This is a genomic window from Verrucomicrobiota bacterium (assembly GCA_021413925.1).
Taxonomy (GTDB): domain Bacteria; phylum Verrucomicrobiota; class Verrucomicrobiia; order Chthoniobacterales; family UBA6821; genus UBA6821.
On sequence record JAIOPL010000003.1, the window covers coordinates 33,981 to 57,578 of the forward strand.

20 protein-coding genes, 2 tRNA genes and 1 pseudogene are annotated in these 23,598 nt (G+C 57.1%); 18 read left to right on the forward strand and 5 right to left on the reverse strand.

Annotated elements, in window-relative coordinates:
• Nucleotides 1-253: 253 nt before the first annotated feature.
• Nucleotides 254-349 (forward strand): annotated as a pseudogene (locus tag K8R57_02100) (entericidin).
• A 219-nt stretch (nucleotides 350-568) separates the two neighbouring features.
• Here K8R57_02100 and hrpB read toward each other — a convergent pair.
• Complete coding sequence (gene hrpB / locus K8R57_02105) at nucleotides 569-3,139, reverse strand: ATP-dependent helicase HrpB (protein ID MCE9587088.1); 2,571 nt, start codon at nucleotides 3,137-3,139, stop codon at nucleotides 569-571.
• Between the two features lie 26 nt (nucleotides 3,140-3,165).
• Between hrpB and K8R57_02110 the strand changes: the two genes are divergently transcribed.
• Genes K8R57_02110 through K8R57_02120 form a run of 3 tightly spaced genes read left to right on the forward strand, consistent with a single transcriptional unit; the run spans nucleotide 3,166 to nucleotide 4,998 of the window.
• Nucleotides 3,166-4,038 carry a hypothetical protein gene (locus K8R57_02110; protein ID MCE9587089.1) on the forward strand — a complete coding sequence of 291 codons (873 nt, stop codon included), beginning with the start codon at nucleotides 3,166-3,168 and terminating at the stop codon, nucleotides 4,036-4,038.
• Nucleotides 4,035-4,523 carry a hypothetical protein gene (locus K8R57_02115; protein MCE9587090.1) on the forward strand — a complete coding sequence of 163 codons (489 nt, stop codon included), beginning with the start codon at nucleotides 4,035-4,037 and terminating at the stop codon, nucleotides 4,521-4,523. The genes K8R57_02110 and K8R57_02115 overlap by 4 nt, the downstream gene beginning before the upstream one ends.
• Nucleotides 4,524-4,527: 4 nt before the next feature.
• Nucleotides 4,528-4,998: an acetolactate synthase gene (locus K8R57_02120; GenBank protein MCE9587091.1), complete on the forward strand. Its 471-nt coding sequence runs from the start codon at nucleotides 4,528-4,530 to the stop codon at nucleotides 4,996-4,998.
• Between the two features lie 39 nt (nucleotides 4,999-5,037).
• On the opposite strand, the gene K8R57_02125 is transcribed toward K8R57_02120, so the two are convergent.
• A tRNA-Ser gene (locus tag K8R57_02125) sits at nucleotides 5,038-5,126 on the reverse strand.
• 130 nt (nucleotides 5,127-5,256) lie between these two features.
• Between K8R57_02125 and K8R57_02130 the strand changes: the two genes are divergently transcribed.
• From K8R57_02130 to rsgA, 5 genes are all read left to right on the forward strand, one after another.
• A complete protein-coding gene (locus K8R57_02130; GenBank protein ID MCE9587092.1) occupies nucleotides 5,257-6,372 on the forward strand; it encodes a glycosyltransferase family 9 protein in 1,116 nt (371 codons plus the stop codon).
• Nucleotides 6,373-6,441: 69 nt separating this feature from the next.
• Nucleotides 6,442-6,517: transfer RNA gene (locus K8R57_02135), tRNA-Thr, on the forward strand.
• A 322-nt stretch (nucleotides 6,518-6,839) separates the two neighbouring features.
• On the forward strand, nucleotides 6,840-7,157 hold the full coding sequence (locus K8R57_02140) for a DUF6172 family protein (GenBank protein ID MCE9587093.1): 318 nt from the start codon (nucleotides 6,840-6,842) through the stop codon (nucleotides 7,155-7,157).
• Nucleotides 7,154-7,765 carry a ribosome biogenesis GTP-binding protein YihA/YsxC gene (gene yihA, locus K8R57_02145; GenBank protein ID MCE9587094.1) on the forward strand — a complete coding sequence of 204 codons (612 nt, stop codon included), beginning with the start codon at nucleotides 7,154-7,156 and terminating at the stop codon, nucleotides 7,763-7,765. Before K8R57_02140 ends, yihA begins: the two co-directional genes overlap by 4 nt.
• Nucleotides 7,762-8,853, forward strand: coding sequence for a ribosome small subunit-dependent GTPase A (rsgA, locus tag K8R57_02150; GenBank protein ID MCE9587095.1), 1,092 nt, complete (start codon nucleotides 7,762-7,764; stop codon nucleotides 8,851-8,853). Before yihA ends, rsgA begins: the two co-directional genes overlap by 4 nt.
• 7 nt (nucleotides 8,854-8,860) lie before the next feature.
• Here the strand turns inward: rsgA and K8R57_02155 are convergent, their stop codons facing one another.
• The gene (locus K8R57_02155; GenBank protein MCE9587096.1) at nucleotides 8,861-10,387 is read right to left on the reverse strand and encodes an excinuclease ABC subunit UvrC; all 1,527 of its coding nucleotides are present in this window, start codon (nucleotides 10,385-10,387) and stop codon (nucleotides 8,861-8,863) included.
• A 412-nt stretch (nucleotides 10,388-10,799) separates the two neighbouring features.
• Here K8R57_02155 and K8R57_02160 point away from each other — a divergent pair, with 412 nt between their 5' ends.
• The 3 genes from K8R57_02160 to K8R57_02170 are packed head-to-tail and all read left to right on the forward strand — an operon-like array spanning nucleotide 10,800 to nucleotide 14,748.
• The gene (locus tag K8R57_02160) at nucleotides 10,800-11,744 is read left to right on the forward strand and encodes a glycosyltransferase family 2 protein (GenBank protein MCE9587097.1); all 945 of its coding nucleotides are present in this window, start codon (nucleotides 10,800-10,802) and stop codon (nucleotides 11,742-11,744) included.
• Nucleotides 11,744-13,618, forward strand: a complete 1,875-nt coding sequence (asnB, locus tag K8R57_02165) for an asparagine synthase (glutamine-hydrolyzing) (GenBank protein ID MCE9587098.1) — start codon at nucleotides 11,744-11,746, stop codon at nucleotides 13,616-13,618. Before K8R57_02160 ends, asnB begins: the two co-directional genes overlap by 1 nt.
• The gene (locus K8R57_02170) at nucleotides 13,615-14,748 is read left to right on the forward strand and encodes a glycosyltransferase family 4 protein (protein ID MCE9587099.1); all 1,134 of its coding nucleotides are present in this window, start codon (nucleotides 13,615-13,617) and stop codon (nucleotides 14,746-14,748) included. Before asnB ends, K8R57_02170 begins: the two co-directional genes overlap by 4 nt.
• Here the strand turns inward: K8R57_02170 and K8R57_02175 are convergent.
• Nucleotides 14,745-16,601, reverse strand: a complete 1,857-nt coding sequence (locus K8R57_02175; GenBank protein MCE9587100.1) for a hypothetical protein — start codon at nucleotides 16,599-16,601, stop codon at nucleotides 14,745-14,747. The genes K8R57_02170 and K8R57_02175 overlap by 4 nt on opposite strands.
• Nucleotides 16,602-16,899: 298 nt before the next feature.
• Between K8R57_02175 and K8R57_02180 the strand changes: the two genes are divergently transcribed.
• The 6 genes from K8R57_02180 (at nucleotide 16,900) to K8R57_02205 (ending at nucleotide 22,987) form a co-directional block, all read left to right on the forward strand.
• Nucleotides 16,900-17,742 (forward strand): indole-3-glycerol phosphate synthase TrpC, encoded by an 843-nt coding sequence (locus K8R57_02180; GenBank protein ID MCE9587101.1) that lies wholly within the window; start codon nucleotides 16,900-16,902, stop codon nucleotides 17,740-17,742.
• Nucleotides 17,743-17,749: 7 nt separating this feature from the next.
• Nucleotides 17,750-18,784, forward strand: coding sequence for a Holliday junction branch migration DNA helicase RuvB (ruvB, locus tag K8R57_02185; GenBank protein ID MCE9587102.1), 1,035 nt, complete (start codon nucleotides 17,750-17,752; stop codon nucleotides 18,782-18,784).
• A 109-nt stretch (nucleotides 18,785-18,893) separates the two neighbouring features.
• Nucleotides 18,894-21,005, forward strand: coding sequence for a thioredoxin domain-containing protein (locus K8R57_02190; GenBank protein ID MCE9587103.1), 2,112 nt, complete (start codon nucleotides 18,894-18,896; stop codon nucleotides 21,003-21,005).
• Nucleotides 21,006-21,084: 79 nt separating this feature from the next.
• A complete protein-coding gene (gene ffh, locus K8R57_02195) occupies nucleotides 21,085-22,482 on the forward strand; it encodes a signal recognition particle protein (protein ID MCE9587104.1) in 1,398 nt (465 codons plus the stop codon).
• Nucleotides 22,473-22,745, forward strand: coding sequence for a 30S ribosomal protein S16 (gene rpsP / locus K8R57_02200; GenBank protein MCE9587105.1), 273 nt, complete (start codon nucleotides 22,473-22,475; stop codon nucleotides 22,743-22,745). Before ffh ends, rpsP begins: the two co-directional genes overlap by 10 nt.
• A gap of 11 nt (nucleotides 22,746-22,756) precedes the next feature.
• Complete coding sequence (locus K8R57_02205) at nucleotides 22,757-22,987, forward strand: KH domain-containing protein (protein MCE9587106.1); 231 nt, start codon at nucleotides 22,757-22,759, stop codon at nucleotides 22,985-22,987.
• A gap of 228 nt (nucleotides 22,988-23,215) precedes the next feature.
• Here K8R57_02205 and K8R57_02210 read toward each other — a convergent pair whose 3' ends face one another.
• Nucleotides 23,216-23,413 carry a hypothetical protein gene (locus K8R57_02210; protein MCE9587107.1) on the reverse strand — a complete coding sequence of 66 codons (198 nt, stop codon included), beginning with the start codon at nucleotides 23,411-23,413 and terminating at the stop codon, nucleotides 23,216-23,218.
• Nucleotides 23,414-23,598 lie beyond the last annotated feature (185 nt).

Sequence of the window (23,598 nt, forward strand, 5' to 3'; positions counted from 1 at the left end):
TCAAGGGGATGAAGGTGATGGATGTTGAGTGAAGACTTGGGCAAGGGATTTTCAGTGCGGTCCTTTTCCAGAAAATGGGATGTTGGGGTTGCTGAACAACTCGAATTGGCAGGTCGCTACGGAATCGCTACGGGCTTTGGATCTGGGCTAATATTACGATTTCGCCATCTTACACCTATCCCCTTAATCCCTTTTATCCCTGTGAGTAGAAAATGGGATGACAAGCAGTACGCCTGGGGATATGGATCTTACCATGAAAACTCTGCTGCTCCTTCCCCTGATCGTGGCTCCTCTCATGCTTGCCGGATGCAACACCTTCAAGGGAGTTGGGGAAGACATCTCGGGAGCCGCCACCTGGTCTCAAGAGAAGATGACGGGTGACAGTTCCGTAAAGAAGTCGGATTCGGATTATGTCCAGAACCCGCCCCAGTTCCCGAAGACCTCGAACTGACTTGTAGCAAAGGATGAAACTTGAGACCTGAAACCTGAAAGGGCTGCAGGTTACAAATGCCATCCGATTTTAAGTTTTTACTCAGGTTTCAAGTTTCAGCTTTCATCCTTCTGTGGCTTACAGCCACTTATGCTTGGGGTAGCGGCGTGAAAGCTCCGGCTTGATCTTCGGATAGGTCTCTTTCCAGAAGGAGTTGAGATCTTTGGTAATCTGAATGGGACGGCGATTGGGGGCCAAGATTTCGATCGTCACTTCGGCTTTCCCTCCCGCGAGTTTCGGAGCTGAGGTCACGCCGTAGAGATCCTGGATCAGGGCGCTCATGGTGACCTGACCGGTTGCTTTGTAGAGTAGTCGTGCCTTGCGCCCTCCGGGCAGCTCATGGCGGTCGGGAGCGAGGCGTTCAAGGGCGGAGCGCTGGCCTGGAGTCAGCAGCGACTGGAGAGCTGGGAGAGCCGGTTTATCTTTCACTTCACGGTAGCCCACGGCTCCCCTGCACCACTCCTCAAGAGCGAGTTGGCGTTCTGTCTCATCGAATGTCGGGAGTTCGAGGTCCGGGTGGTGGTGGGCCAGCCATTGCACCCGCTGCATCCACTCTTCGGTCTCTTCCTTCCACGTGGGGAGGGGAAGATCCCCCTCGGCCAGAGCGGCAGCCAAGACGCTGGAGGCTTCCTCGCATGGCTGGGCATCGCGATGGACAGACTCCAGCACGAGATCGCGGAAGACTTTCTCGGTGCGCTTCACGACACGGTTGGTGGATGTGTCGAAGAAGTAGTCGTTCCTGTCTATGAATTCGTTCGGGAAGAGATCCCTCAGCATCTGCTCGTCGATGGAGGTCACCATCGAGAGCTGGACACGGACATCGCCGCTTCCCTGGCCGATCTCGCTGATTTCAGCGGCAACGACAAGCCGGCTTTCTGCTGCGGCACTCTCCTTGCTAAGCAGTCCTCGGCGTCCATGGACGATGTCGCAGAGATTTGTACCAGCGCCTCGCCGACGGGCGACCTGGTCGGCGAAACCGGCCAGAATACAGCGGGCCAATGCCTCGTCAGGGGCGGCTGGGGCGTCGACATCAAGTCCTTGATTCTCTGCAAGTCGAAGGAACTGCTCGAAGATCTTGGCCGTCTGCCGCGCGGCATCGCCATGGACGGCGAGTTGGCGGCAGCGGTCTGCGCGAAAATCATTCTTCTCAGCCCAGCGGAAGGCACGGGCCATTACCAGGAAGTCGGAGCCTCCACCGCCGAAGAGATCTTGACGCTCCTCTTCCGTCTTGCGGTCTGTGCGGAGTAACAACGGGCGCGACTGGGTCAAGGCCGCCATCAGGGCCACGGCGCGGACACAGCCGTACTCTTGGGCCGCCAAAAGCATGCGGGCATATCTGGGATGCGTGGGGAAGGCCAGCATCCGGCGTCCCATCGGAGTGATTTCTCCGTCGTGATCGAGTGCCCCGAGATCACGCAGGAGTGTTTCAGCTCGGGTCAGTGCTTGATCCTTGGGAGCATCCAGCCAGCGGATGGCATCCATGGAAGCGAATCCAGCGGCCTTGAGCGTGAGGAGAACCTCACTCAGGTCGACGCGATGGATCTCCGGAGCCTCGCGGGGTATGCGCCGCGCATGGTCACGCTCGGTCCAGAGACGGAGACAGACCCCGGGTGCTGTGCGTCCTGCCCGGCCCGCACGCTGATCGGCCGAGGCGCGACTGATCTTCTCGATCAGGAGTGTATTGATGCCGCGCCGGGGATCGAAACTCGCGATACGGGCCAGGCCGCTGTCGATGACGCCGGTGACCCCATCGATGGTCAGGGAGGTTTCCGCCACGTTGGTCGCCACGATCACCTTGCGGCTGCCGCCCGACGAGACCGCCGCATCCTGGTCGGCGGGAGTGAGTTCCCCGTGAAGGGGCAGGGCGGCAATCGTTGCTGGCAGCCGTACCCTCAGCGTCGAGATGGTCCGCGAGATCTCATAGGTGCCCGGCATGAAGACTAGGAGGTTGCCGGTGGTCTTCTTCAGCATGCTCTCGGCAGCCTCGGCGGCGAGATCCCAAGGCTTCTCCTCTCCGGGATCCCGGGTGAGGTATTCGATATCGACGGGATGGGTCCGTCCCCCGGAGCGGAGCACAGCGCAGGGTTGCAGATATTCGGCCAGCGCGGAGGTATCCAAGGTCGCCGACATGACGATGATCTTCAGATCGGGTCGCCGAGTCGCCTGGAGCTCCAGCGCCTGAGCCAGCGAGATGTCACTGTAGAGGTGCCTCTCATGGAACTCGTCAAAGAGAAGGGCGCTCACCCCGTGCAGATCGGGATCACCCAGCATCTGTCGGACGAGAATACCCTCTGTGACAAAGAGGAGTCGTGTTGCGGAGCTCGAGGCATCATCCAGCCTGATGCGGTAACCGACCTCGTCGCCGACACGACCATTGCGTTCATGGGCGACACGGGCGGCAAGCATGCGAGCGGCAAGCCTTCTTGGCTGAAGGATCACAGCGCGACCAGAGCCCAAAATCCCCGCATCGAGCAGCATCTGGGGTATCTGGGTCGATTTTCCCGAACCCGTGGGAGCTTCCACGATCACGCGGTTGCCACGGGTCAGTTCGGAGATGATTCCTTCGCGCAGTTCCTCGATCGGCAGGTCGGTGCGGCGGATAATATTGCTCCTCTCGAATGAGGGGGAGTTGTTCGGTTCTGGCAACATGCGGTCATCTGGTGTATCTAGAAATCATGCTGACTGGCAGACATTTTGGCGTTCTGGCGCTGATGGCCATCGGTTGCCACGGAGCCCAATCCATGGATCCTGTGAATGCCCACATGACGGAGCCGCAGAAGAAGGCCGCCGTTTTCCTGGACGCGCTGAGTGTGCCATCTCCTGGCGAGGTCTTTGCCGCGCTAAACAAGGCCTGCAGACCCAATTGGGCCACCCTTGTCACGCCCGCCACCGCGCCGGTAACCACTGAGCGTCCTCAGCTTGCCCTAGCCGTCGGCGTTCTCACGGCCAACGGCTATGTCGCGGTGGAGGCTCAGGACGGCCAACAGGTGAAGAATGTCGGCAGAGAGTTGATGGCCCTTGCCAAGTCGCTAGGTGTCAGCCAGAGCCTGCTCGGGAGGGGAAACAGTCTCATAGAATTTGCCGATAACAACAATTGGGACGCTCTTGCCGATGAGCTGGAGGCCACCGAGAACGAGGTTAAAAACACCATGATGGGGCAGAAAGACCGCGATCTGGTCGTTCTTACCTCCGCCGCCGCATGGCTGAGAGGCCTGGAAGTCGCCACCGGCGTCGTGCTTTCCAGTGATTCTCTTCAGGGGGCCGGGGCGCTTTATCAGCCAGAACTAGCCCGAAGGCTCGCCACGGAACTCGACTCGCTTCCCGATCGTATGAAGAGAGGGGCCCTTGTACCGGCGGTAAAGCGCACTATGGAAACAGCGGCCTCCTTGCTTGAGACTCAAGATACCAAGACGGACACCCAGCGTAAAAACTACACTAAGATTCATGACGATTGCTCGGCTGTGGTGAAGGCGATCCTGAGCTCCTCGATGAAAGCCCCCTCGACGATTCCTTCGCCCCTTCCGGGGCCTACCCCCTCCAAATCATGAGGAAGGAACGACTGCTCCTGCAGGTACTCCTAGTGTTGGTTTTTACTGGAAGGATGATGGCACAGGATGCTCTTCCTTCACTCCTGAAGGTGGTTGAACCGATTTCGATGGACCCCCGCAGGCTGGCTTTGGAAACGGCCGGGGCTTTTGAGAACGACGGGTTCAGAATCCGTGACGGTGAGTGGAGCGGCACTCTCTCCAAGGGAATGCCCCTCTTCCTTCAGGTGACGCTCTTTGCCGGAGAGAATTATTGGTTTGTGGCGGCCTCCCCGACGACCGGGGCCTTGCTGCACGTCACGGTCTATGATGCCTCCGGAAAGCCCATAAAAAGTGAACTCTGGCACAATACGGCCAATGCCGAGGGGACACGGAGTGCCACGGGAGTTGCGCCGACTCAAAGCGGGAAGTACTTTATCGGAGTGGAGGGTATGAAAGGCCCAACCGAAGGGCCTCTCGATTTTTCTCTGGTCTACTGCTACAAATAATCCCATGTCCTCGCCCTCACCAGCCACCAAGGAAACCGTCACGGGAGTTCCCGTGAAGCACTTCTCGATATTCCTTCACAACAAGGTGGGGGCCCTTCTTGAGGTGGTGAAGTTCTTCGAGCAGAAGGGAGTCATTGTTTTGGCCTTCAGCATTGTGGATTCCGCCGAGTCCGCCATTGCCCGCATGATCGTCAGCGATCCCGTGCTGGTGGGTAAGTTGTTGCATGAGCGGGATATTGCCTATGTCGAGACCACTGTGCTGGTCGTGGAACTGGCCGAGGGAGCCGCGGATCTGGGGCGTGTGCTGAATTGTTTGCTGATGGCCGAAGTGAATCTCCTCTTCAGCTATCCCCTGCTTGTGCGCCCCCGCGGCAAGGCCCTGCTGGTCCTCCATGTGGATGACAACGAATGCGCATCGACCGTCCTGCAAGGGGAGGGGTATCAGATCCTGACTCAGGGAGATCTTTCGCGGTAGGTCTGCAGAAACCCTAGTTTCGCCACCCCTTTCAAAAGATGGCGGAGGGGGTGGGATTTGAACCCACGGAGGCTTGTGACCTCTCCAGTTTTCAAGACTGGTGCAATAAACCGCTCTACCACCCCTCCAAGTAGTAGGAATTGTACGTAATGGGATTGCGGGCCTCAAGTCGAGACTTGAGAGTATTTTCCACCTATTGCCTCGCACCTTCCCAGGGGCTTGATTCAGTCGCAGTTGAGAACCCATAGTACTGAATCCATGTGGAAGCGTTTCATCCAGTTCATCACGGAATCCACATTCCGGGTGCTTGCGGCGATTTTTCCGCCGACTCGGGGCGATCTTCCCAAGGATCCCAAGCTGATCTTGATTTTCAGCACGACAGGGATCGGGGATGCCCTGTTCGACACGGCAGCCATTCGGAGCCTGAGGATCTCTTATCCCCAGGCGAGGATCGTCGTGTGCGCTCATCGCAAGAGGATGACGGTTGCCCGTCATACGCCGGACGTAGACGAGGTGGTCCCCTACGGCAAATCCCCGTTTCTTTGGATCGGATTGCTTCTGCGATTCCGACGCCAGCGACCCGACCTAGTGATTCTCTTGCGGAGCAATGAGGAGGTTGTTCCGCTTGCCTATTGCATCAACCGGAAGGCCCTGTTCGGTGGCGAGTGGAGGGCCGGCAATTTCAAGAACCTGCTCTCTCATTCCTTAAGGATGCCTGAAGGAGAACATATTCTCAGGCATGGGACAGTTATTGCCGAGGCCGCAGGGGGAATAAAACAATTGCCCAAGATGGTTTATGCTCCGAAACCCGAAGACCTCAGCGGGATCGAGAACAGGTTTCAGGCTTGGGTCCAGACGCCTTTTCTCATCTTCCAGACGGGTGGGGGAAGGACATTGTCATGGAGGAACTGGCCCGTGGAGTCTTATGTCCGGACCATCCGGTGGCTAGCTGAAGTCAGCGATCTCAAAGTCATCCTGACGGGGGGCAAGGATAATGAGGCCACCGCAGCAGCAATCGAGGAGGCATGCCCTTGGGTGATCAACCTGTGTAGCAAAACGACATTGGAGGAAACAGCGGCATTATTGACCCGTGCCGTCATGCTCGTAAGTACGGACACCGGCGTCATGCACCTGGGAATCGCAGTCGGGTGCCCCACGCTTGCCCTGCTGCATCATTCAAGTCCTGCGAGCGGATTTGGCCCAACGGATTTGAGCGATGGACATGAGGTGATCGAGCTCCCCCGTTCCGAGTTGAACCCAGACCAACCCAAGCAACTTCACGGGGAGATGGAGAAAATCCGAGATGAGGATGTCCGCGCGGCTATCGGGCGGATCCTGAAGCGCCGGGGAGTGAAGATTTCGGAGTCAGTCTAGTAGGCGCCTGAGCGCCCGATCTTGCCATGGTTTGGAAATCCGTTATTTTCCAGTTCGTCAGTTTGCGACGCCGCTTTAGCTCAGTTGGTAGAGCATCTCATTCGTAATGAGAGGGTCGCCGGTTCGAATCCGGCAAGCGGCTCCATCAGCTCTGAAAGAGTTTGATGGAGCGCCGGAGTCGAACCGAGGTTTGACTCGCTCGCTCCTGCTACAGTCTATCCGGCCCATTCCCATGGGCACGTATTGATCACCATGCCGCGATTAGCGGCAAACCTTTTTGGCGAAAGCCACACTGTAGCACCCCGCGAAAGAGGGGACATCCGGCAAGCAGTAGAGGTCATGTATTGTTTGGACTAGAATTCGCGAAGCCATGATCCAGAGCCCTACCGCAGGGAGGGATAATCCGGCAAGCGGCTCCAGCTTTTAACTCACTCGTATGTGGGTACCTGTGGTAGGCTGAGAAATAGATGAAAAAAACTTTTCCACTCCATGTTCCGGGCAAGGAAGCCCCGAGGGTTCTGGATGCGATCAAGCTTGAGATCACCAAGTATGTGAAGCGTGAGAGGCGAAAGACATTGCCTCCGGAGTTCGATGTCTGGGATTTCGCATGCAAGGTCGGATCCGACAGCGGGACCGCCACCTCAATCCCACTGCCTGAGGTTCCGAAGGCAGTGGAGTCTGTCGCTCTGGCGGGCGTGGATGAAGTCTATGTGGAGATCATGGCATCTGCCGGAAACCGGGTGAAGAGACCCTCTTCGGCACCTCATCATCGCCGGGAACCGTGAAGATCCTCACCGCGGCTTTCAAGGCGAGTTCTCCCGATCTAGCATCATGCCCGGAATCAGCCCTGCCGGAATTCGCGCTGATCGGCCGCTCGAATGTCGGAAAATCGTCGCTCATCAATATGCTGACCCGCTCGCAGGGGCTGGCTAAGGTCTCGCAGGTCCCGGGCAAAACACAGCTGATCAACTTCTTCACGATCAACAACACCTGGAACCTGGTCGATCTGCCAGGCTACGGCTACGCGAAGGTCGGCAAGAAGGAGCGGGGTAAATTCAGCGCCTTCGTCTCGGACTATCTGCAACACCGCCCCAACCTCCGTGGAACCTTCGTGCTGATCGATTCCCGGCTCAGCCCCCAGGCTATGGATCTGGAATTTCTGAACTGGATGGTCGGATGTGGCCTGCCTCTGATCCTGGCCTTTACCAAGACAGACACACTCTCCAAAGGGGCAGTCCAGAAAAACATCGAGACTTTCCTGGTCAGCATGCGCGAGATCACCGAGGAGGAGCCGACCTATGTGCTGAGTTCTTCGAAGGATCAGCAGGGTCGTAAGGAAATCCTCAATCTGATCGGTGACGCACTCGCAGAAAAATCAGAAACCTCTGCATGACGCTCGAGGATCTGGGCTGGAACGAGGCCTTCGCGGAAGAGTTCTCCGCATTTGATGGAAAGGGCTGGGAACCGGCCCGTCTGATCCGCGACAATAAGATCACCTACGGCGCCCTTATGGGAGATGGCCGTGAGCTGGAAGTGGTGATGGGCGGTAAGGTCTACCATGATGCCGCCTCGGATGCGGAGCTGCCCGCCGTCGGCGACTGGGTGGCGCTCGAGGTCGGGGACGAGAACAACGAACATATCATCCGGGCAAGGCTTTCCCGGCAAACCTGCTTCTCCCGGAAAGCATCTGGGAAGCGCATGGAGGAACAGGTGATCGCCTCCAACATCCAGATCGTCGTCGTGGTTACCGATGCGGGACCCGACTTCAATCTCCGAAGGATGGAACGGTACTTCGCGATCATTGGCCGCAGTCGGGCCAAAGCGGTGGTGCTGGTCAACAAGGCCGACCTTTTCTCTGAAGAGGAGAATCTGGCGGCCGCGGAAGCCATCCGCACCCAGAATCCGGAGGCGGAAGTGCATGTCACTAGCTTAAAGAAAAAGAGCAGCCTCAAGGCGCTGAAGGCTTATCTGAAGCCGGGCGTTTCCATCACGTTTATCGGATCCAGCGGGACGGGAAAATCCTCAGTGATCAATTACCTGCTTGGTGGTGACTACCAGTTTACCGACGAGGTCAACGAAAGCACCGGAAAAGGACGGCACACCACCACGGCCCGCGAACTCATGGTGCTGCGGGGCGGCGGGATCATCATCGATAACCCCGGCATCAAGGAGGTCCACATGTGGACAGATGAGGCGACGCTCCGCGAGCAGTTTGCGGACATCGTGGAGCTGGCCGGAAAATGCCGATTCGACAACTGCCGGCACGGTCCCCACGCGGGCTGCGCGATCCGTGCGGCGATGGCAGAGGGGAAGATGGAACTCTCGCGGCTCGAGGGATTTCTCAAGCTGGAGGAGGAAATCGAAAAACTCAGGCTCAGCCGACAGAAACGCCAGATGACTCTCGAACGAAGGGAGCGCCAGAACCAACCGAGCAAAGCACGCCGGTACGACGCCATGCGTAACCGTCACTTGGAGGAGTAAACGTCTCTCAAACTCTCTTCGCGGATTTCTGATTCAGAGCGGAAAGGATTCTCTCAGCCAGCTCTTTGCTGACACCTGAAATCTCAGCCAAGGCATCGGGTGTTGTCTTCTTAATCCGAGAGATGCTGCCGAAGCGGTTGAGAAGCGCCTTTTTCTTTGCCTCGCTGACACCGGGGACATCATCAAGGGCACTCTCGGAGATGCGCCGCCGCAGGAGGAGCTCATTGTAGCCGTTGGCGACGCGATGGGCCTCGTCTCGGATCCGCTGTAGGAGTTTCAGTGCACCCGAGTCTTTGTCGAGGCGGAGAGGGGCTGATTCACCGGGCCGGTAGATCTCTTCGAATTCCTTGGCTAGGCCGATCACCGGCTGGTCGTGGAGTCCCAGAGTCTGAAGCTCCCGGCAGGCCATGCCGAGCTGGCCCTTGCCGCCATCGACGATGATAAGATCTGGGAGGCGACTCCCTTCATTGCCAGATCTGCCCAACCTATCGAGTGCTTCGGTAGGGATTTCCTGAGAATCAGCCAGTTCCGGTGCCGTCTTGAGCGCTTCTTGGAGGAGGCGCTTGTAACGACGTCGGATCACCTCCGCCATGCTGGCAAAATCATTCTGACCCTTGGTGGACGTGATGCGGTAGCGGCGGTAGCTTTCACGCTCCGGCACGCCGTCGCGGAAGCGGACCATCGAGGCAACGATGTGATTGTCGGAGATATTCGAAATATCGAAGCACTCCATGGTACGCGGGGGACGAGCCAGTCCGAGCGCGTCGCTGAGCTCGGTGACATCTTCTCGGGGGTTAATGCTGTTAGGGAGTGATTTGCGGGTGAAGCGCCGCATCGGCTTGCTGGTTTCGCGGAGATCCTTCAGGAGGTTGCGAAGCGAGGCTGCCTTCTCGAAATCAAGCTTCTCGGCGGCCTTTTCCATTTCCTCTTCCAGCGAGGCGGTCATCTCCCTCGATTTTCCCTCAAGCACCTCGCAGGCCTTCTCAACGCGAATCTTGTACTCCTCGCGCGAGATACGCGCGATGCAGGGTGCCGAGCAGTTCTTGATGACATGGTCGAGGCAATGCTTGAAATCCCTCTCGGTGGGCTCCAGCGGACGGCAGGAGCGGAGGCCAAACTGCTTCTTGATGGCTTGCAGTGAGGTGCGGAGGGCGCCGGCATTGGCAAAGGGGCCGAAGTAGCGGGCACCATCTTCTTTTCGGAAGCGCACCAATTCAAAGCGAGGAATCGCATCCGCCACCTGCACTCTAACCATGATGAAGCGCTTGTCATCCCGGAAGCTGATGTTGTACTTCGGGCGCCATTCCTTGATTAGCTTTCCCTCGAAGAGCACCGCCTCGGCATCGCTCTTGACGAGATGCCATTCATAGTCGGCCGTGCTGTCAATCAGGGCCCGAGTCTTCAGATCCACCCGGTTCCGGCTGGATGGGGTGAAATAGTTAGAGAGACGGCGGCGCAGATCACGGGCCTTCCCGACGTAGATGATCTTGGCGAACCGGTCGCGGATCACATAAACGCCGGGCTTGTGAGGCACCTCACGGAGCTTGCGGTGCAGTGCGCTGGCCCGTGAGAGAGGGTTAGAGGCAGGGAGATGGTCGACTGTTCCTGACACAAGAGAAAGCTTATACCAATCACCATCAGAAATGACACTCTACGGCTGGTTTTTTTGGCGTGTAGCAGTGTCGTCATCGCTCTGGTTACCAGAAGGTAGCCATCACTCTTCCTCCGCGCCACCCACCAAAACTCCTTCGCCGCTATAGTGCCCTTTCTTCCTGTGATTGGTATTAGCACGAGAAAAGCCGAAATGGGTATCGGTTATGGGAAATGGGTGATGGGGCCGGGGATCTTCGACCCTATTGCCTATTCCCTATTTCCTATCCCCGGAGGGTCCGCCAACCTTGACCTCGCAAAAGGGTTGCGGTTTTCTAAATGTTTCACCGTACGACATGATTTCCATCACCATTCCGATCTACAATGAACACGGGGCCATCGAGGCTCTTTTTGCAAAGATCAAGGAGGTGATGGACCGTCTCGGACGCCGCTACGAGGTGATCTTTGTGAATGACGGCAGCACGGATGGCAGTGGAGTGATGCTGGACGGCCTGGCCGCAAAAAATCCGGAAGCCAAGGTGGTTCACTTCAGGCGTAATTTCGGCCAGACGGCCGCGATGATGGCCGGGTTCGACCATGCCTCGGGGGACGTGATCATCCCGATGGACGGGGATTACCAGAACGATCCTGAGGATATCCCCAAGATGCTGGCCAAGCTGGAGGAGGGCTATGATGTCTGCTCCGGATGGAGGCGTGACCGCCAGGATAGCGCCATTCAACGCAATCTGCCTAGCATGCTGGCCAACAAGCTCATCTCCGCGCTCTCCGGGGTGAAGCTCCATGACTTCGGATGCTCGCTCAAGGCCTACCGGGCGGAGGTAGTCAAGGATGTCAGGCTCTATGGTGAGATGCACCGCTTCCTGCCGATCTACGCGAAGTGGCATGGAGCCCGCATCACCGAGATCCCGGTCAATCATTTCGCCCGCACCACCGGCAGCTCGAAATACGGGCTCGAGCGCGTCCTGAAGGTCATCCTGGATCTGGTCACGGTTAAGTTCCTGGACAAGTACATGATGAAGCCGATGTACCTCTTCGGTCTCTGGGGATGTATTTTCTTTGTGGCCTCGGCTGTGTTCGGGGTTCTGACGCTCTGGATGCGGTACAAGGGATATTACTTCACGGCGACTCCTCTTCCGATGATGACAGTATTCTCCTTCATGACGGGAATTCTCTGTGTCTTGCTGGGCCTGCTGGCCGAGATGATCACCCGCACCTTCCACGAAAGTCAGAATAAGTCGATCTACCTGGTAAAGCAGACCAGGAATTTTCCGCAAAGCTGATGTGCGGGATCGCGGGATTCGTCGCCTCCCGTGGCACGGGTGACAGAGAGGTTCTGGAACGAATGACCCGGGCGCTGGCCCATCGTGGACCTGATGCTGAAGGGTATTTTATTGATGAGGAACGAGGAATGCATCTCGGACACCGCCGTCTTGCCATTGTCGATCTCTCCGGAGGAGCGCAGCCGATGGCGACATCAGGTGGTGATTTGGTGATCGTTTTCAACGGTGAGATCTACAATCACCGTGAGCTGAGGGCTCAGCTTCAGTCCAAGGGATATTTGTTCCAGAGCGATCATTCCGACACGGAGGTCCTGCTCGAGGGTTACCGTGAGTGGGGTGAGGGGATGTTGGAGCGCCTGAACGGCATGTTTGCCTTTGCCATTTTCGACAAAGTTCACAACAAACTTTTCATAGCCCGCGATCGCTTAGGGAAAAAACCGCTCTACTGGTTTCAAAAAGATGGCGTCTTTGCCTTTGCCTCGGAGTTGACGGCACTAATGCGTCATCCGTCTTCACCGAGAAACGAGTCAGCCATCGCCCTAAAAAAATACTTCGCCTACGGATATATCCCGGCACCCCACTCGGTGATCGAGGGGATTGGCAAGCTCCCGGGAGGCTGGTGCGGCACGCTCGATCTTGTGAGCGGCCAATGGGTTTCGCGCAAGTGGTGGGAGTTCCGGTTGGAGCCCTCTGCTTCTGAACCTACAAATGCCCAGTGTGGTATTTGGGCCGAAGAGTTGCTTGAGAAATTAAATGGGGCCGTCAAGCGGCGCCTGATGGCCGATGTCCCGCTCGGGGTTTTTCTGAGCGGAGGGATTGATTCCTCAGCGATCGCGGCTCTAGCGGCCAGGCATCTGCCGGCGGGGCGCCTACGGACATTTAGTGTTGGGTTCACTGATCCCAGCTTCGACGAGCTCCCCTACGCCCGCGAGGCTGCTGCCTTCATCGGGTCTGTCCATGAATCCGAGATTCTCGATCTCGCACGCGCTAGGGAGCTGATCCCAGGTCTGCTGGCACGACTGGATGAGCCGATGGGGGACGGGTCCCTGTTGCCTACTTGGCTCCTCTGCGGATTCACTAGAAGGCATGTCACCGTGGCTCTCGGTGGAGATGGAGGCGACGAGCTCTTTGCCGGCTATGATCCCTTCAAGGCCCTCCATGCCGCTGACCTCTACTCGAGTTTGGTTCCTCGGGCCCTCCATCCGGCGATCCGTATGCTGGCTGCGCGCCTGCCGGTCTCGCATGCCAATATCAGCCTCGATTTCAAGATCAAGCGGATGCTCCGCGGGCTCTCCTATGACGAGAGGCTTCGCCTGCCGGTCTGGATGGGCCCCCTGGAGCCGAGGCAAATCGACGAGTACTTCGGAGACCACACGCCACCCGAGGAGCTCTTCAGTGAGGCAATCGCGGCATGGGAATCGGCAGGTGAGCATGCCGATCCGGTGGACAGGGCCTCTCAATTCTTCACCCGCCTCTATTTGCAGGATGACATTCTGGCCAAGGTGGACCGAGCCAGCATGCTCCACGGGCTCGAGGCCCGTTCTCCGTTTCTGGATCTCGAGGTTGTCGATTTCGCCCGCAAGCTCCCTCACACGGTAAAGCTGCGCGGCGGGACGACCAAGTGGATCCTCAAGAAGGCTCTGGAGCCTGTTCTTCCAGCCTCGATTCTCTACCGGAAAAAGAAAGGATTCGGCACGCCCCTCGGGCAGTGGTTCCGCGAGGGGGGGCTTGTGCCGGAAATTCCCGGAGGGATAGCCGGAAATTTTGTGGAGAGGGCTTTGCGTTCCCACCGGGCGGGTCGCGGCGATGAGAGGCTCTTTCTCTGGTGCCAGCATGTTCTTGGGGAGTGGAGGAAAGCCGTTGCTGCCCGATGAGAATCCTGATCCTCAACTACGAGCATCCTCCCATCGGGGGTGGAGGCGGCAGGCTCGCGGCAAAAGTCGGTGCGGGATTGGTCGCTCGCGGGCATCAAGTCAGAGTGCTGACCGCAGGGATGCCTCATCTTCCCCCTGAGTCTGTTGAGCAGGGAATGGAGATCCGTAGGCTCAGAGCCTTTCGCAAGCGTGAGGATACATGCAGTGTGCCGGAGATGGCAGCTTGGGTGGCATTGGCAATTCCCGCCGCCATAGCCGAAGTGCGTCGATGGAAGCCGGATGTGATTCATGCCCACTTCGCCGTTCCAACAGGGGCCGTTGCGTGGGTAGCCAGCAAGTTGACGGGTGTTCCCTATGTTCTGACGGCTCATCTGGGGGATGTGCCGGGAGGTGTGCCCGAGCAGACAGGTAGACTCTTTCGCTGGATTAAGCCTTTCACCGTCCCGATCTGGAAAGACGCGGCAGCTACCACAGCAGTCAGCAGCTTTGTAGCAGGACTTGCTGAGAAGGCCTACGGACGCTTACCGCAGATCATTCTCAATGGGATGGAGATGTCAGCTCCACCTACTTTGGAGGTCCATGAACCCACACGGCTCCTCATGGCCGGCAGGATGAGCGTTCAAAAGAATCCACTCCTGACGGTTCAGGCCTTGGGACTTCTCAAGGATCTTTCCTGGCTCTGCACGATGATCGGGGATGGCCCTCTGCTTGCCGAGGTGAAGGCTGAGGCTGTTCGCCTAGGAATCTTGGAGAGGATTGATTTCCGGGGATGGGCTTCGGCCGAGGAGGTCAGCGCGGCCATGGGGAACGCTGATATTCTGCTAATTCCATCCCTCTCTGAGGGTTTGCCTATGGTGGCTGTTGAGGCCTTGGCTCACGGGCTGGCTATTGTCGGTAGCCGGATTGGAGGCCTTGCGGATGTGGCTCATGAGACCGAAGAGCATGCGAATGCACGGCTTTTCGAGCTGGCGCAAGGAGCGGAAGGATTTGCCGCTGCGTTGCAACCTCTTCTTCTCAACTCGGCCGCCTTGATGAAGGCACGTACTGCCTCTCTGTCGATGGCTGCCCAGTTTGATATCAAGCACTCCCTCGATCAGTATCAGCAGTTACTGATCAGTGCGGTGCGTTAAGGAACCGGCGGTTTTTTAAGAGGCAGAAGTGATCTTTGATTGAGGGTATAAATTTCCACCTCCTCGTCCGAGGCAACCAAGGTGCAATGCTCCTTGATGTAGGCATAGGTTTCGGAGGCCCAGTTTTGAAAGCGCGAGGACTCGGTATCATTCACTTTTCCTGTGCCAATGACGATCACAGTCGGGTGGAAACGCTCGATGTTGAGTTTGGCCTGATCAAAGAACTGCCGCGAAGGAAGGGCATTGTCTGCATACAGGTTGTACTCATAGGAGGGTCGGTCGGTCATGAAGTTGACCATCGGGAAATAAGGGTAGCAGACGACATAGTCACCCGGCTTGGAATGGCTGAGGATTGTATCGCGCAGCAGCGTATCGCGGGTGAGTTCCTGCGGATTCAGTTTCACATGGACGCCGTTCAGGGCCGTAAATTCAAGATGCCTCTTCCGAGATGCGGCGATGCTTCCTGCGCTGTCTGTCTGCCAGCCTTTGATGGCATAGAGTCCGAGATCAAGGGCTGCAGGAAGCATGATCAGAACAAGCAGGAGGCGTTTTCCTGACGTGGAGTTCCGCCAAGCTGAGGTCGCAAGCCAGAGTCCGATAACCAGCGTTACCATGAAGGGGACCATGAACTCCGCCAAGTGCACCATGTCGGGTCGCCAGAAGAAGTACTGGGGGAAGAGCACAAGGGCACTGCCCGTGGAGACAAGGAGAATGCCTCCGCTTTGCCAACATCCAAGACTGCGTGAAATCCAGGAACTGAGGATGGAGAAAAGTCCCCAACCGATGAAGAGAAGCGCTACAGGGACCGGCAGGTAAATCAAGAGGGCGAAGACCCGGTCTTTGAATTTAGGCGCGTGGAGGATGTCGCTCAGGGGAGGACGTTTCAGGCTGACATCGTTGTAGGATCCGGAAGAGGAGGAATCGTTCTCCTCATGGGAGACGGGAGTAGGGGAAGGGGAAGTTTGAGCGGATGGGGATTCGTTACTAATCGCGGAATGCGCCGGCGTGATGGTTGGCACATTCCGGGGTTTTGAGAGCTGACGCGCGAGTTGACAGGCGCCGTTTCTGATCATTGATGGCCAGACCCAATACTGTTGCGCAAATTGCGGACCGAATCCGCGTTGGATGGCATCCCGGTAAACCGGTCCCTGGATGGCCAAAAAAGATCCGATAAGAATGAGGATGGCAATCGCCGCACTACCCAGTCGGCGCAAAAACCCAGGCTCCGGTTTGAGAAGATAGAGAAGCGCCGTGAGCAGAAAGAGGATGCTTTGAAAGAACCCGAGATCAATTCTGATAAGCCACGCGAGTGAGATGGAAACTCCGGCCGCGATCATCCAGAGCAGTTGGAGCGGTCGGACCAGCCTCTTGTATGAAGGGATGAGAAAGACCCCGAGAATGGTGAGCATTCCCAGAATGCCGAGCAGTCCCATGTAATTCCTGCCGATGACTCCAGGCATAAGGAACACGAGGAGTCCTGTTCCCACGGCGATCAGACCCTTCCGCGTAACTAATCGGATGGTGAAGTAAGCGCTCAGGCCGGAGAGGGTGCCAAGAAGGAAAAAGTAAGTCCTCAGAACAAGATAGTTCGGCCCGGCCAACTTGAAGAGCCAAGCGATGGGATAAAACCACCCGACATTGTATCCCAGAAATGTGTCCACGATCGGGCGCTCCCCGGCATTCAGGCGCTGGGCTACGACAGCTGCTACACCTTCCTCTCCGCTTAGCATCAGGCCGCATCTCCAGTAAAAGGCGTAGTAACAGAGCGCAGCGATCACCAGGAGTGCTACTTCCCATGACGGGGAGAGTGTATCGTGGGTGCCTTGCTTCGCATGGCTGCTTAGATCAGTCATCAGGGGATGTTCCGGGAGGGATGGGTTTCCGAAAAGAGCTTTTTTGACCTAATACCAATCACCATCAGAAATGACGCTCTACGGCTGGTTCTTTTGGCGTGTAGCAGTGTCGTCATCGCTCTGGTTACCTGAAGGTAGCCATCACTCTTCCTCCGTGCCACCCACCAAAACTCCTTCGCCGCTATAGTGCCATTTCTTCCTGTGATTGGTATCACTACTAAACTTAACGGTTTTATAAGAGAGTCTTTGAGTAAGATTGGGTAAGTGGCTAGAAAATAGGTTCGCCTCATTCTTCTTCATGTCCGCGCACTCCACCCCCACGATTCTCGACCGGATTCTTGCAGATGTGCAGGAAGAGATCTCCGATGCGAAGCGCTTGCGCTCCGAGGCTGACCTGCGTGCAATGATCGCCGATGCGCCACCGGTACGCTCTCTTCCGGATGCGTTAGTACAAAACTTCGGACTGATCGCGGAAATCAAGGCCTGCTCTCCCAGTGTGGGAGCCATGAGGCTGGAGAATGTCGCCGAGGCACCCGATGCCTATGAAGAGAGCTCGGTGGTGAGAGCCCTTTCCGTACTGACAAACAGTCGTTACTTCGGCGGCAACATGGAACGACTGCAGGAGATTCGAGCTAGGGTCTCCAAGCCTGTCCTTCGAAAAGATTTCATGGTCAGCGAATACCAGATCCGTGAGGCCCGTGCTTTCGGCGCCGATGCGATCCTGCTCATGGCCAGTGTGCTTGATGCGCCAAGGCTCAAGGGGTTTCATCAACTGGCCTTGGAGCTCGGTATGGAGGCTCTCTTCGAGGTGCACGATGAGGAGGAGGTGGACGCGCTGCCCAAGAGTGCGCGGATTGTAGGAATCAACAGCCGTCGGTTCAAGGCACCTGTGGAATCCGGAGGATTCGTTGCTAAGGGAGAATCCTCGGAGAAGGACTTTAGTATCCGACTCGACACCTTTGAACTGGTGGATCGCTTGCCGGAGAACACGATTCGGGTCGCTGAGAGCGGTCTCGATGCCGGGAATATTGCCACGGTGAGTGAGAGATTTCAGGCGGCTCTCGTGGGAACCTCGATCCTACGCGATCCGGCCGGAATTCGCTTCGCCCTCGCCGCCTTTGAGGAATCTCTTTCTTCCTGATTATTTTATGAACTCCGAAGATTTTTCAATCGATCCCGAGACCCCGGACACGCCGTTCGATGTGTCGCTGCGACCCCCGATGTTCGAGGAATTCTGTGGGCAGACGAAGACGATCGAGCGTCTGTTGCTGATGGTCGAGGCGGCCCGTCAGCGGGACGAACCGCTCCAGCACATCCTGCTGAGCGGCCCTCCCGGTCTCGGTAAAACGACGCTAGCCTACATCCTGGGTAATGCCATGGAGGCCGAGGTTCGCACCACAAGTGGTCCGACGATCGAGAAGGCTGGCGATCTGGCCGGTCTGCTCACGACGATGCCGCGTGGAGGTGTCCTCTTCATTGACGAAATCCATCGCCTCCAACCTGCCATCGAGGAGTATCTCTACCCCGCGATGGAAGACTTCCGAGTCGATATCATGATCGACCAGGGACCGAATGCCCGGAGTGTGAGACTCAATCTGGCCCGCTTTACGCTGATCGGGGCCACCACGCGCGCTGGCATGATCAGTTCGCCGCTCCGTTCCCGATTCGGAATGAACTGCCGCCTCGATTACTACGAGGCCGAGGAACTTAGAAAGATCGTCCTGCGCACGGGTGGGCTACTTGGGATGACGATCGACGAGGAGGGAGCTCTCGAGGTGGCCCGACGCTCCCGCGGCACGCCCCGCATCGCTAATAATCTTCTCCGATGGGTAAGGGATTTCGCCCAAGTCCGCACCGGAGGAGTGGTGAACAAGGATTCCGCCTCCAAGGCGCTCGAGATGCTCGACATCGATGCTGAGGGCTTCGACGAGATGGATCTACGGATCATCGAGGCATTGATCCATAAATTCGGCGGTGGTCCCGTAGGGCTCAACTCCCTAGCGGTTGCTGTCGGAGAAGAGTCGGGAACTCTCGAGGATGTCCACGAGCCCTATCTGATCATGCAGGGCTATCTCTCTCGCACCCCGCAGGGACGTGTGGCGATGCCCAAGGCCTATGCAAAGCTCGGCCTTCCCGCGCCGAGGAATAAGGCCCCCGAGTCTCAACCGGACCTACTGCCGTAGGCGCCAGGAGAGACTATTGGGCTATTAGACTTTTAGACTGTTGGGTGTGGCACACAGAATTCTTTGAGCCAATAGTCCAATCTGCCAAAAGCCTAACAGTCCTGCTTCTATGAATCACCTCTCCACGTGCACCTCCCCCTACCTTCTGCAGCATGCGGAGAATCCTGTGGAGTGGTACCCATGGGGAGAGGAGGCGTTTGCTCGTGCCCGAGAGGAGCAGAAGCCGATCTTTCTCTCGATCGGCTACTCCACCTGCCACTGGTGCCATGTGATGGCTCACGAGTCGTTCGAGAATCCCGAGATCGCCGCCCTGATGAACGATCACTTCATCAACGTGAAACTCGACCGCGAGGAGCGTCCCGATGTCGACCGTCTCTATATGGCCTATGTGCAGGGGCTGACCGGCAGTGGCGGATGGCCGATGAGTGTCTGGCTCACGCCCGAACTGAAGCCCTTCTTCGGCGGCACCTACTTCCCGCCGGAGAATAGGCATGGTAGGGCCGGATTTCCCTCCGTACTCATGCAACTCTCTCAACTCTGGGAGCAAAGCAGGGAGAAGATCGAACAAGAGGCGACCCGTTCGCTGGAGGCCCTTCAAGCCAGCGCTCAGTTCGATGCAGCGACAGCGGCTAATCTCGAGGCACCTCTAGCAAGGGCCGCAGAGTATTTTCTGCGGACCTACGATGAGGAATGGGGAGGCTTCGGTTCGGCTCCTAAGTTTCCGCGCCCCTCGGTGCTCTATTTTCTGCTAAGGCAAGCCCGTTCTGAATCTTCGACTTCCAATCAGGAATTGCTACGCAGTGTTCTCGGGACGCTGGACCGAATGGCTGCGGGTGGAATCCATGACCATCTCGGAGGAGGCTTTCACCGCTACTCGGTCGACAGGGAGTGGCACGTGCCTCATTTCGAGAAAATGCTCTATGATCAGGCCCAGCTGGCCATCGCCTATCTGGAAGCCTGGCAAATGACCGGGGAAAAGCGACATGCCGAAGTCGTTCGCGATATCCTTAGCTATGTGCAGAGGGAGATGACATCTCCGGAGGGTGGCTTCTACTCGGCTGAAGATGCCGACAGTCTTATTAAGCAAGGCTCCACAGAGGATGCCGAAGGAGCCTTCTTTGTCTGGACCAAGGAGGAGATCGAGGCGGCACTCCCATCCGAAGAGGCTGCTCTTTTCTGTGAGCATTACGGCGTGAGGCCAGAGGGGAACGTGAATCCCTCAAGCGATCCTCACGGAGAGTTAACAGGAAAGAATGTGCTGATGATCATGGAACAGCAGGGTGTGATTTCTGAGGATGAAGGGGAGTCGCTTACCCGATCCCAGAAAATCCTTCTTGAAGTACGCTCCCGACGACCCCGACCTCATCTGGATGACAAGATCCTCTGCGCTTGGAACGGACTGATGATCTCCGCATTTGCCCGTGCTGGCGCGGCTTTGGCTGAGGTGAAGTATCTCGAGGCTGCCGTGAAGGCGGCGGAGTTCATCAAAGCACATCTGACTGATCCCCTCACCGGGGAACTTCGTCGCAGTTGGCGCGGTAGGAAGGTGCCTGAGACCGGCTTTGCCGAGGATTACGCCTTTCTGATCCAGGGATTGCTGGATCTCTACGAGGCGACCTTTGAGATAGGATGGCTTCAGTGGGCTGTGGACCTGCAAGCCATCATGAATCGTCTTTTCTGGGACGAAGCGGGGGGAGGTTACTTCAGCAGTGCCGAGGGGGATCCCCATCTACTTGTCCGAATGAAGGAGGACTATGACGGAGCCGAACCCTCGGCGAATTCGGTGGCTGGGCTCAATCTCCTCCGATTCTCACGTATGCTCGGTGATCCCGAGGCCGTAACTGCGGAGAAAGCTATGCGCATTTTTGCATTCTCCAGCCGCACGCTGGAGGGAATGCCCGCTGCGGTGCCTCAGCTCTTGGTGGCGCTCCAATACAGCCGGTCCTCTGGGCGACAGGTAGTCATTGCGGGAAAACCGGGAGCATCTGACACGGAGGCTCTCATTGCGTGGGCGAGGAGGGGATTTCATCCCGAGCAAGTCATCCTACTGGTAGGGGGAGCAGATGGAGGAGAAGGGCAGGCATGGCTAGCTGAAAGGATTCCTTCCATCGCCAACATGGGGCCTATCGAGGGTAAGGCCGCTCTCTACCGCTGCGAGAACTCCACCTGTTCAGCTCCAATTACGCTGTCGGAGTTGGAAAGTTCAGGAATCTTGGGTTAGTTTCATCAGCTCTAGACCCTCGACCTTCGTCTCTCTCAACTTTTTTCACTTTCCCACCTTTTACTTTTCACTAGCGCTCATGTTTTCCAGCCTCTCAGACAAACTCCAGCAGACCTTCAAGAGTCTCCGTGGTCATGGACGCCTCTCCGAGACGAACATCTCCGATGCCCTGCGCGAGGTACGAATGGCATTGCTCGATGCCGACGTTCATTTCGCGGTGGCGAAGGAGTTCATTGCCAAGGTCAAGGAGCGTGCCATGGGCGAGGAGGTCCTCAAGAGCGTCACCCCCGGTCAGCAGATCGTCAAAATCTTCCAGGACGAGCTGACTGAGTTGCTGGGCGGAGATGCTTCGCCGATCAATTTTGGCAAGCCGACCCGAATCCTAATCGTCGGTCTGAATGGCGCCGGAAAGACCACATCCTCGGCAAAGCTGGCTCGTCTGCTCAAGAATCCCGGTCTCTTCAGCACGATGAAGGGGGAGACCGCCCGCTCCCCGCTCCTGATCGCCCTCGATCTGGTCCGTCCTGCCGCCATTGACCAACTTGCCACGCTCGGCGATCAGATCGATGTTCCTGTTTTCCGTCCCGACCCTTCCGAGAAGGATGTCCTTGCAGTAGCCCGTCGTGCCCAGAGCTGGTGCGAGAGCCAAGGCGGCAATGTCGAGATCTACGACACCGCCGGACGTCGCGAAATTGACGATTCGTTGGTAGAGGAGTTGGTCCGGCTTAAGGAGCTGCTCCGTCCCCAGGAGATCCTGCTGGTCTGTGATGCTGCCACCGGCCAGCAGGCCGTGAGCGTCGCGGAGAAGTTCCATGCGGCCCTCGGTCTGACGGGGCTGATCCTGACCAAGCTCGACGGCGATGCCCGGGGCGGCGCGGCTCTTTCCCTGAGGTCGGTCACCGGACAGCCGATCAAGTTCGCTGGAGTCGGTGAGAAAGTGGAGCAGTTTGAGCCCTTCTATCCGGACCGGTTGGCCAGTCGGATCCTGGGGATGGGGGATATCGTGAGTCTGGTTGAGAAGGCTGCGGAAGTCGTCGAGGTGGAGGAAATGTCCCGACTGGAGGCCAAAATGAAGAACGCCTCCTTCGACCTGGAGGACTTCCTCAGCCAGCTCCGAATGATCCGGCGGATGGGCCCCCTTGAAAATCTGCTTGGCATGATCCCTGGCGCGGCTAATCTCCCTAGTCTCGCAGTGAATGGAAAAGAACTGCAGCGGGTCGAGGCGATCATTCTATCCATGACGCCCGGCGAACGAAAGCGCCCTGATATCCTCAATGCGCGACGTCGCCAACGAATCGCTCGCGGCAGTGGAAATTCCGTCACCGAGGTAAACAACCTTCTCCTGAGGTTTGGTCAGATGAAAAAACTGGCCAAGAACACTGGAAAAATGAAAAAAATGATGTCCCGTTTCGCTTCCGGCGGAATGTCCGGCCTCTCTCCAAACCAACCCTTACCGAACCGAATCCCATGGCAGTAGCAATCAGACTCCGACGCGAAGGCGCCCGCAACCATCCCTTCTACCGTATCACGGTAGCCGACCAGCGCTGCCCTCGTGACGGCAAGTTCATCGAGCTCATCGGTCACTACGACCCGAAGCAGGCCGGTGACAACTACAAGATCAATCTGGATCGCGCCGAGTATTGGCTCAGCGTCGGGGCCCGTGCCTCCCAGACAGTTCAGAGCTTTATCACGAAGGCTCGCAAGGCTTCCGCTGCGGCTTCCGAGGCTCCGGCAGCCTAATTGATACGGTTATGGACGAGTTTCTGCGCTACGTAGTGCAGCAGCTCGTCGAATATCCCGACGAGGTGCTCATCAGCCAGCGTCAGGAGGGTGACAAGATCACCTATCTTCTCTCCATGCGTCAGACCGACGTGGGTCGTCTGATTGGCAAAGGAGGAAGTACGATCCAAGCAATCCGGGAACTTCTCAGGGCCTCCGCCGAGAAGGATGGTCGCAAGGTTGCTGTCGAAATTGCGGAATAAGGAAAAACATTCTCCCGCAGGGGCGCAGAGCAAATTTCAGGGGAATAGCTAAAAGCACTATCCAGCAACTATTATGTTCAGGCGATGCATATGGCATCCGCTAGAATCAACCTTCGTTGCTTTTTTAAGGCCTGATAACTGTTTCGTTCGCGCCTTTGCGCGATAAGGAGTGCACAAAAAAACCGCGTGGTTCGCACGCGGCTTTCTTAAAGTGAAGTTTCGGAAGCTTTAGAACCCTAGAGGACGAACCTTGGGCTTGGGTGCACCCTTCTTCAAGGAACCCTGGTTGGCTTCGATAAAGTCACGCACAGCACGCACGACAACATCACTCAGCGTGACATCGGCATGGTCTGCGATGGCTTGAAGAAGGTCTTTTTCGTCCGTGGGAATACGGACTGTCATGATCCCGTCGCGGCGTTTAGGCATAAACAGGAAAATAGATTATAAGATCTGCTTATCAAGCACAAAACCGATTCAACCAACAACGCTTCAACGTGTTGCACGAAAAATAAAATAACTAAAAGTTAACATCTTTTAAATATCAAGTGATTGAGATGTCTGATTGAGCGAGAGGTTCGCTGAACGGAGCGAGTGTGAGCACATGCAGCTGA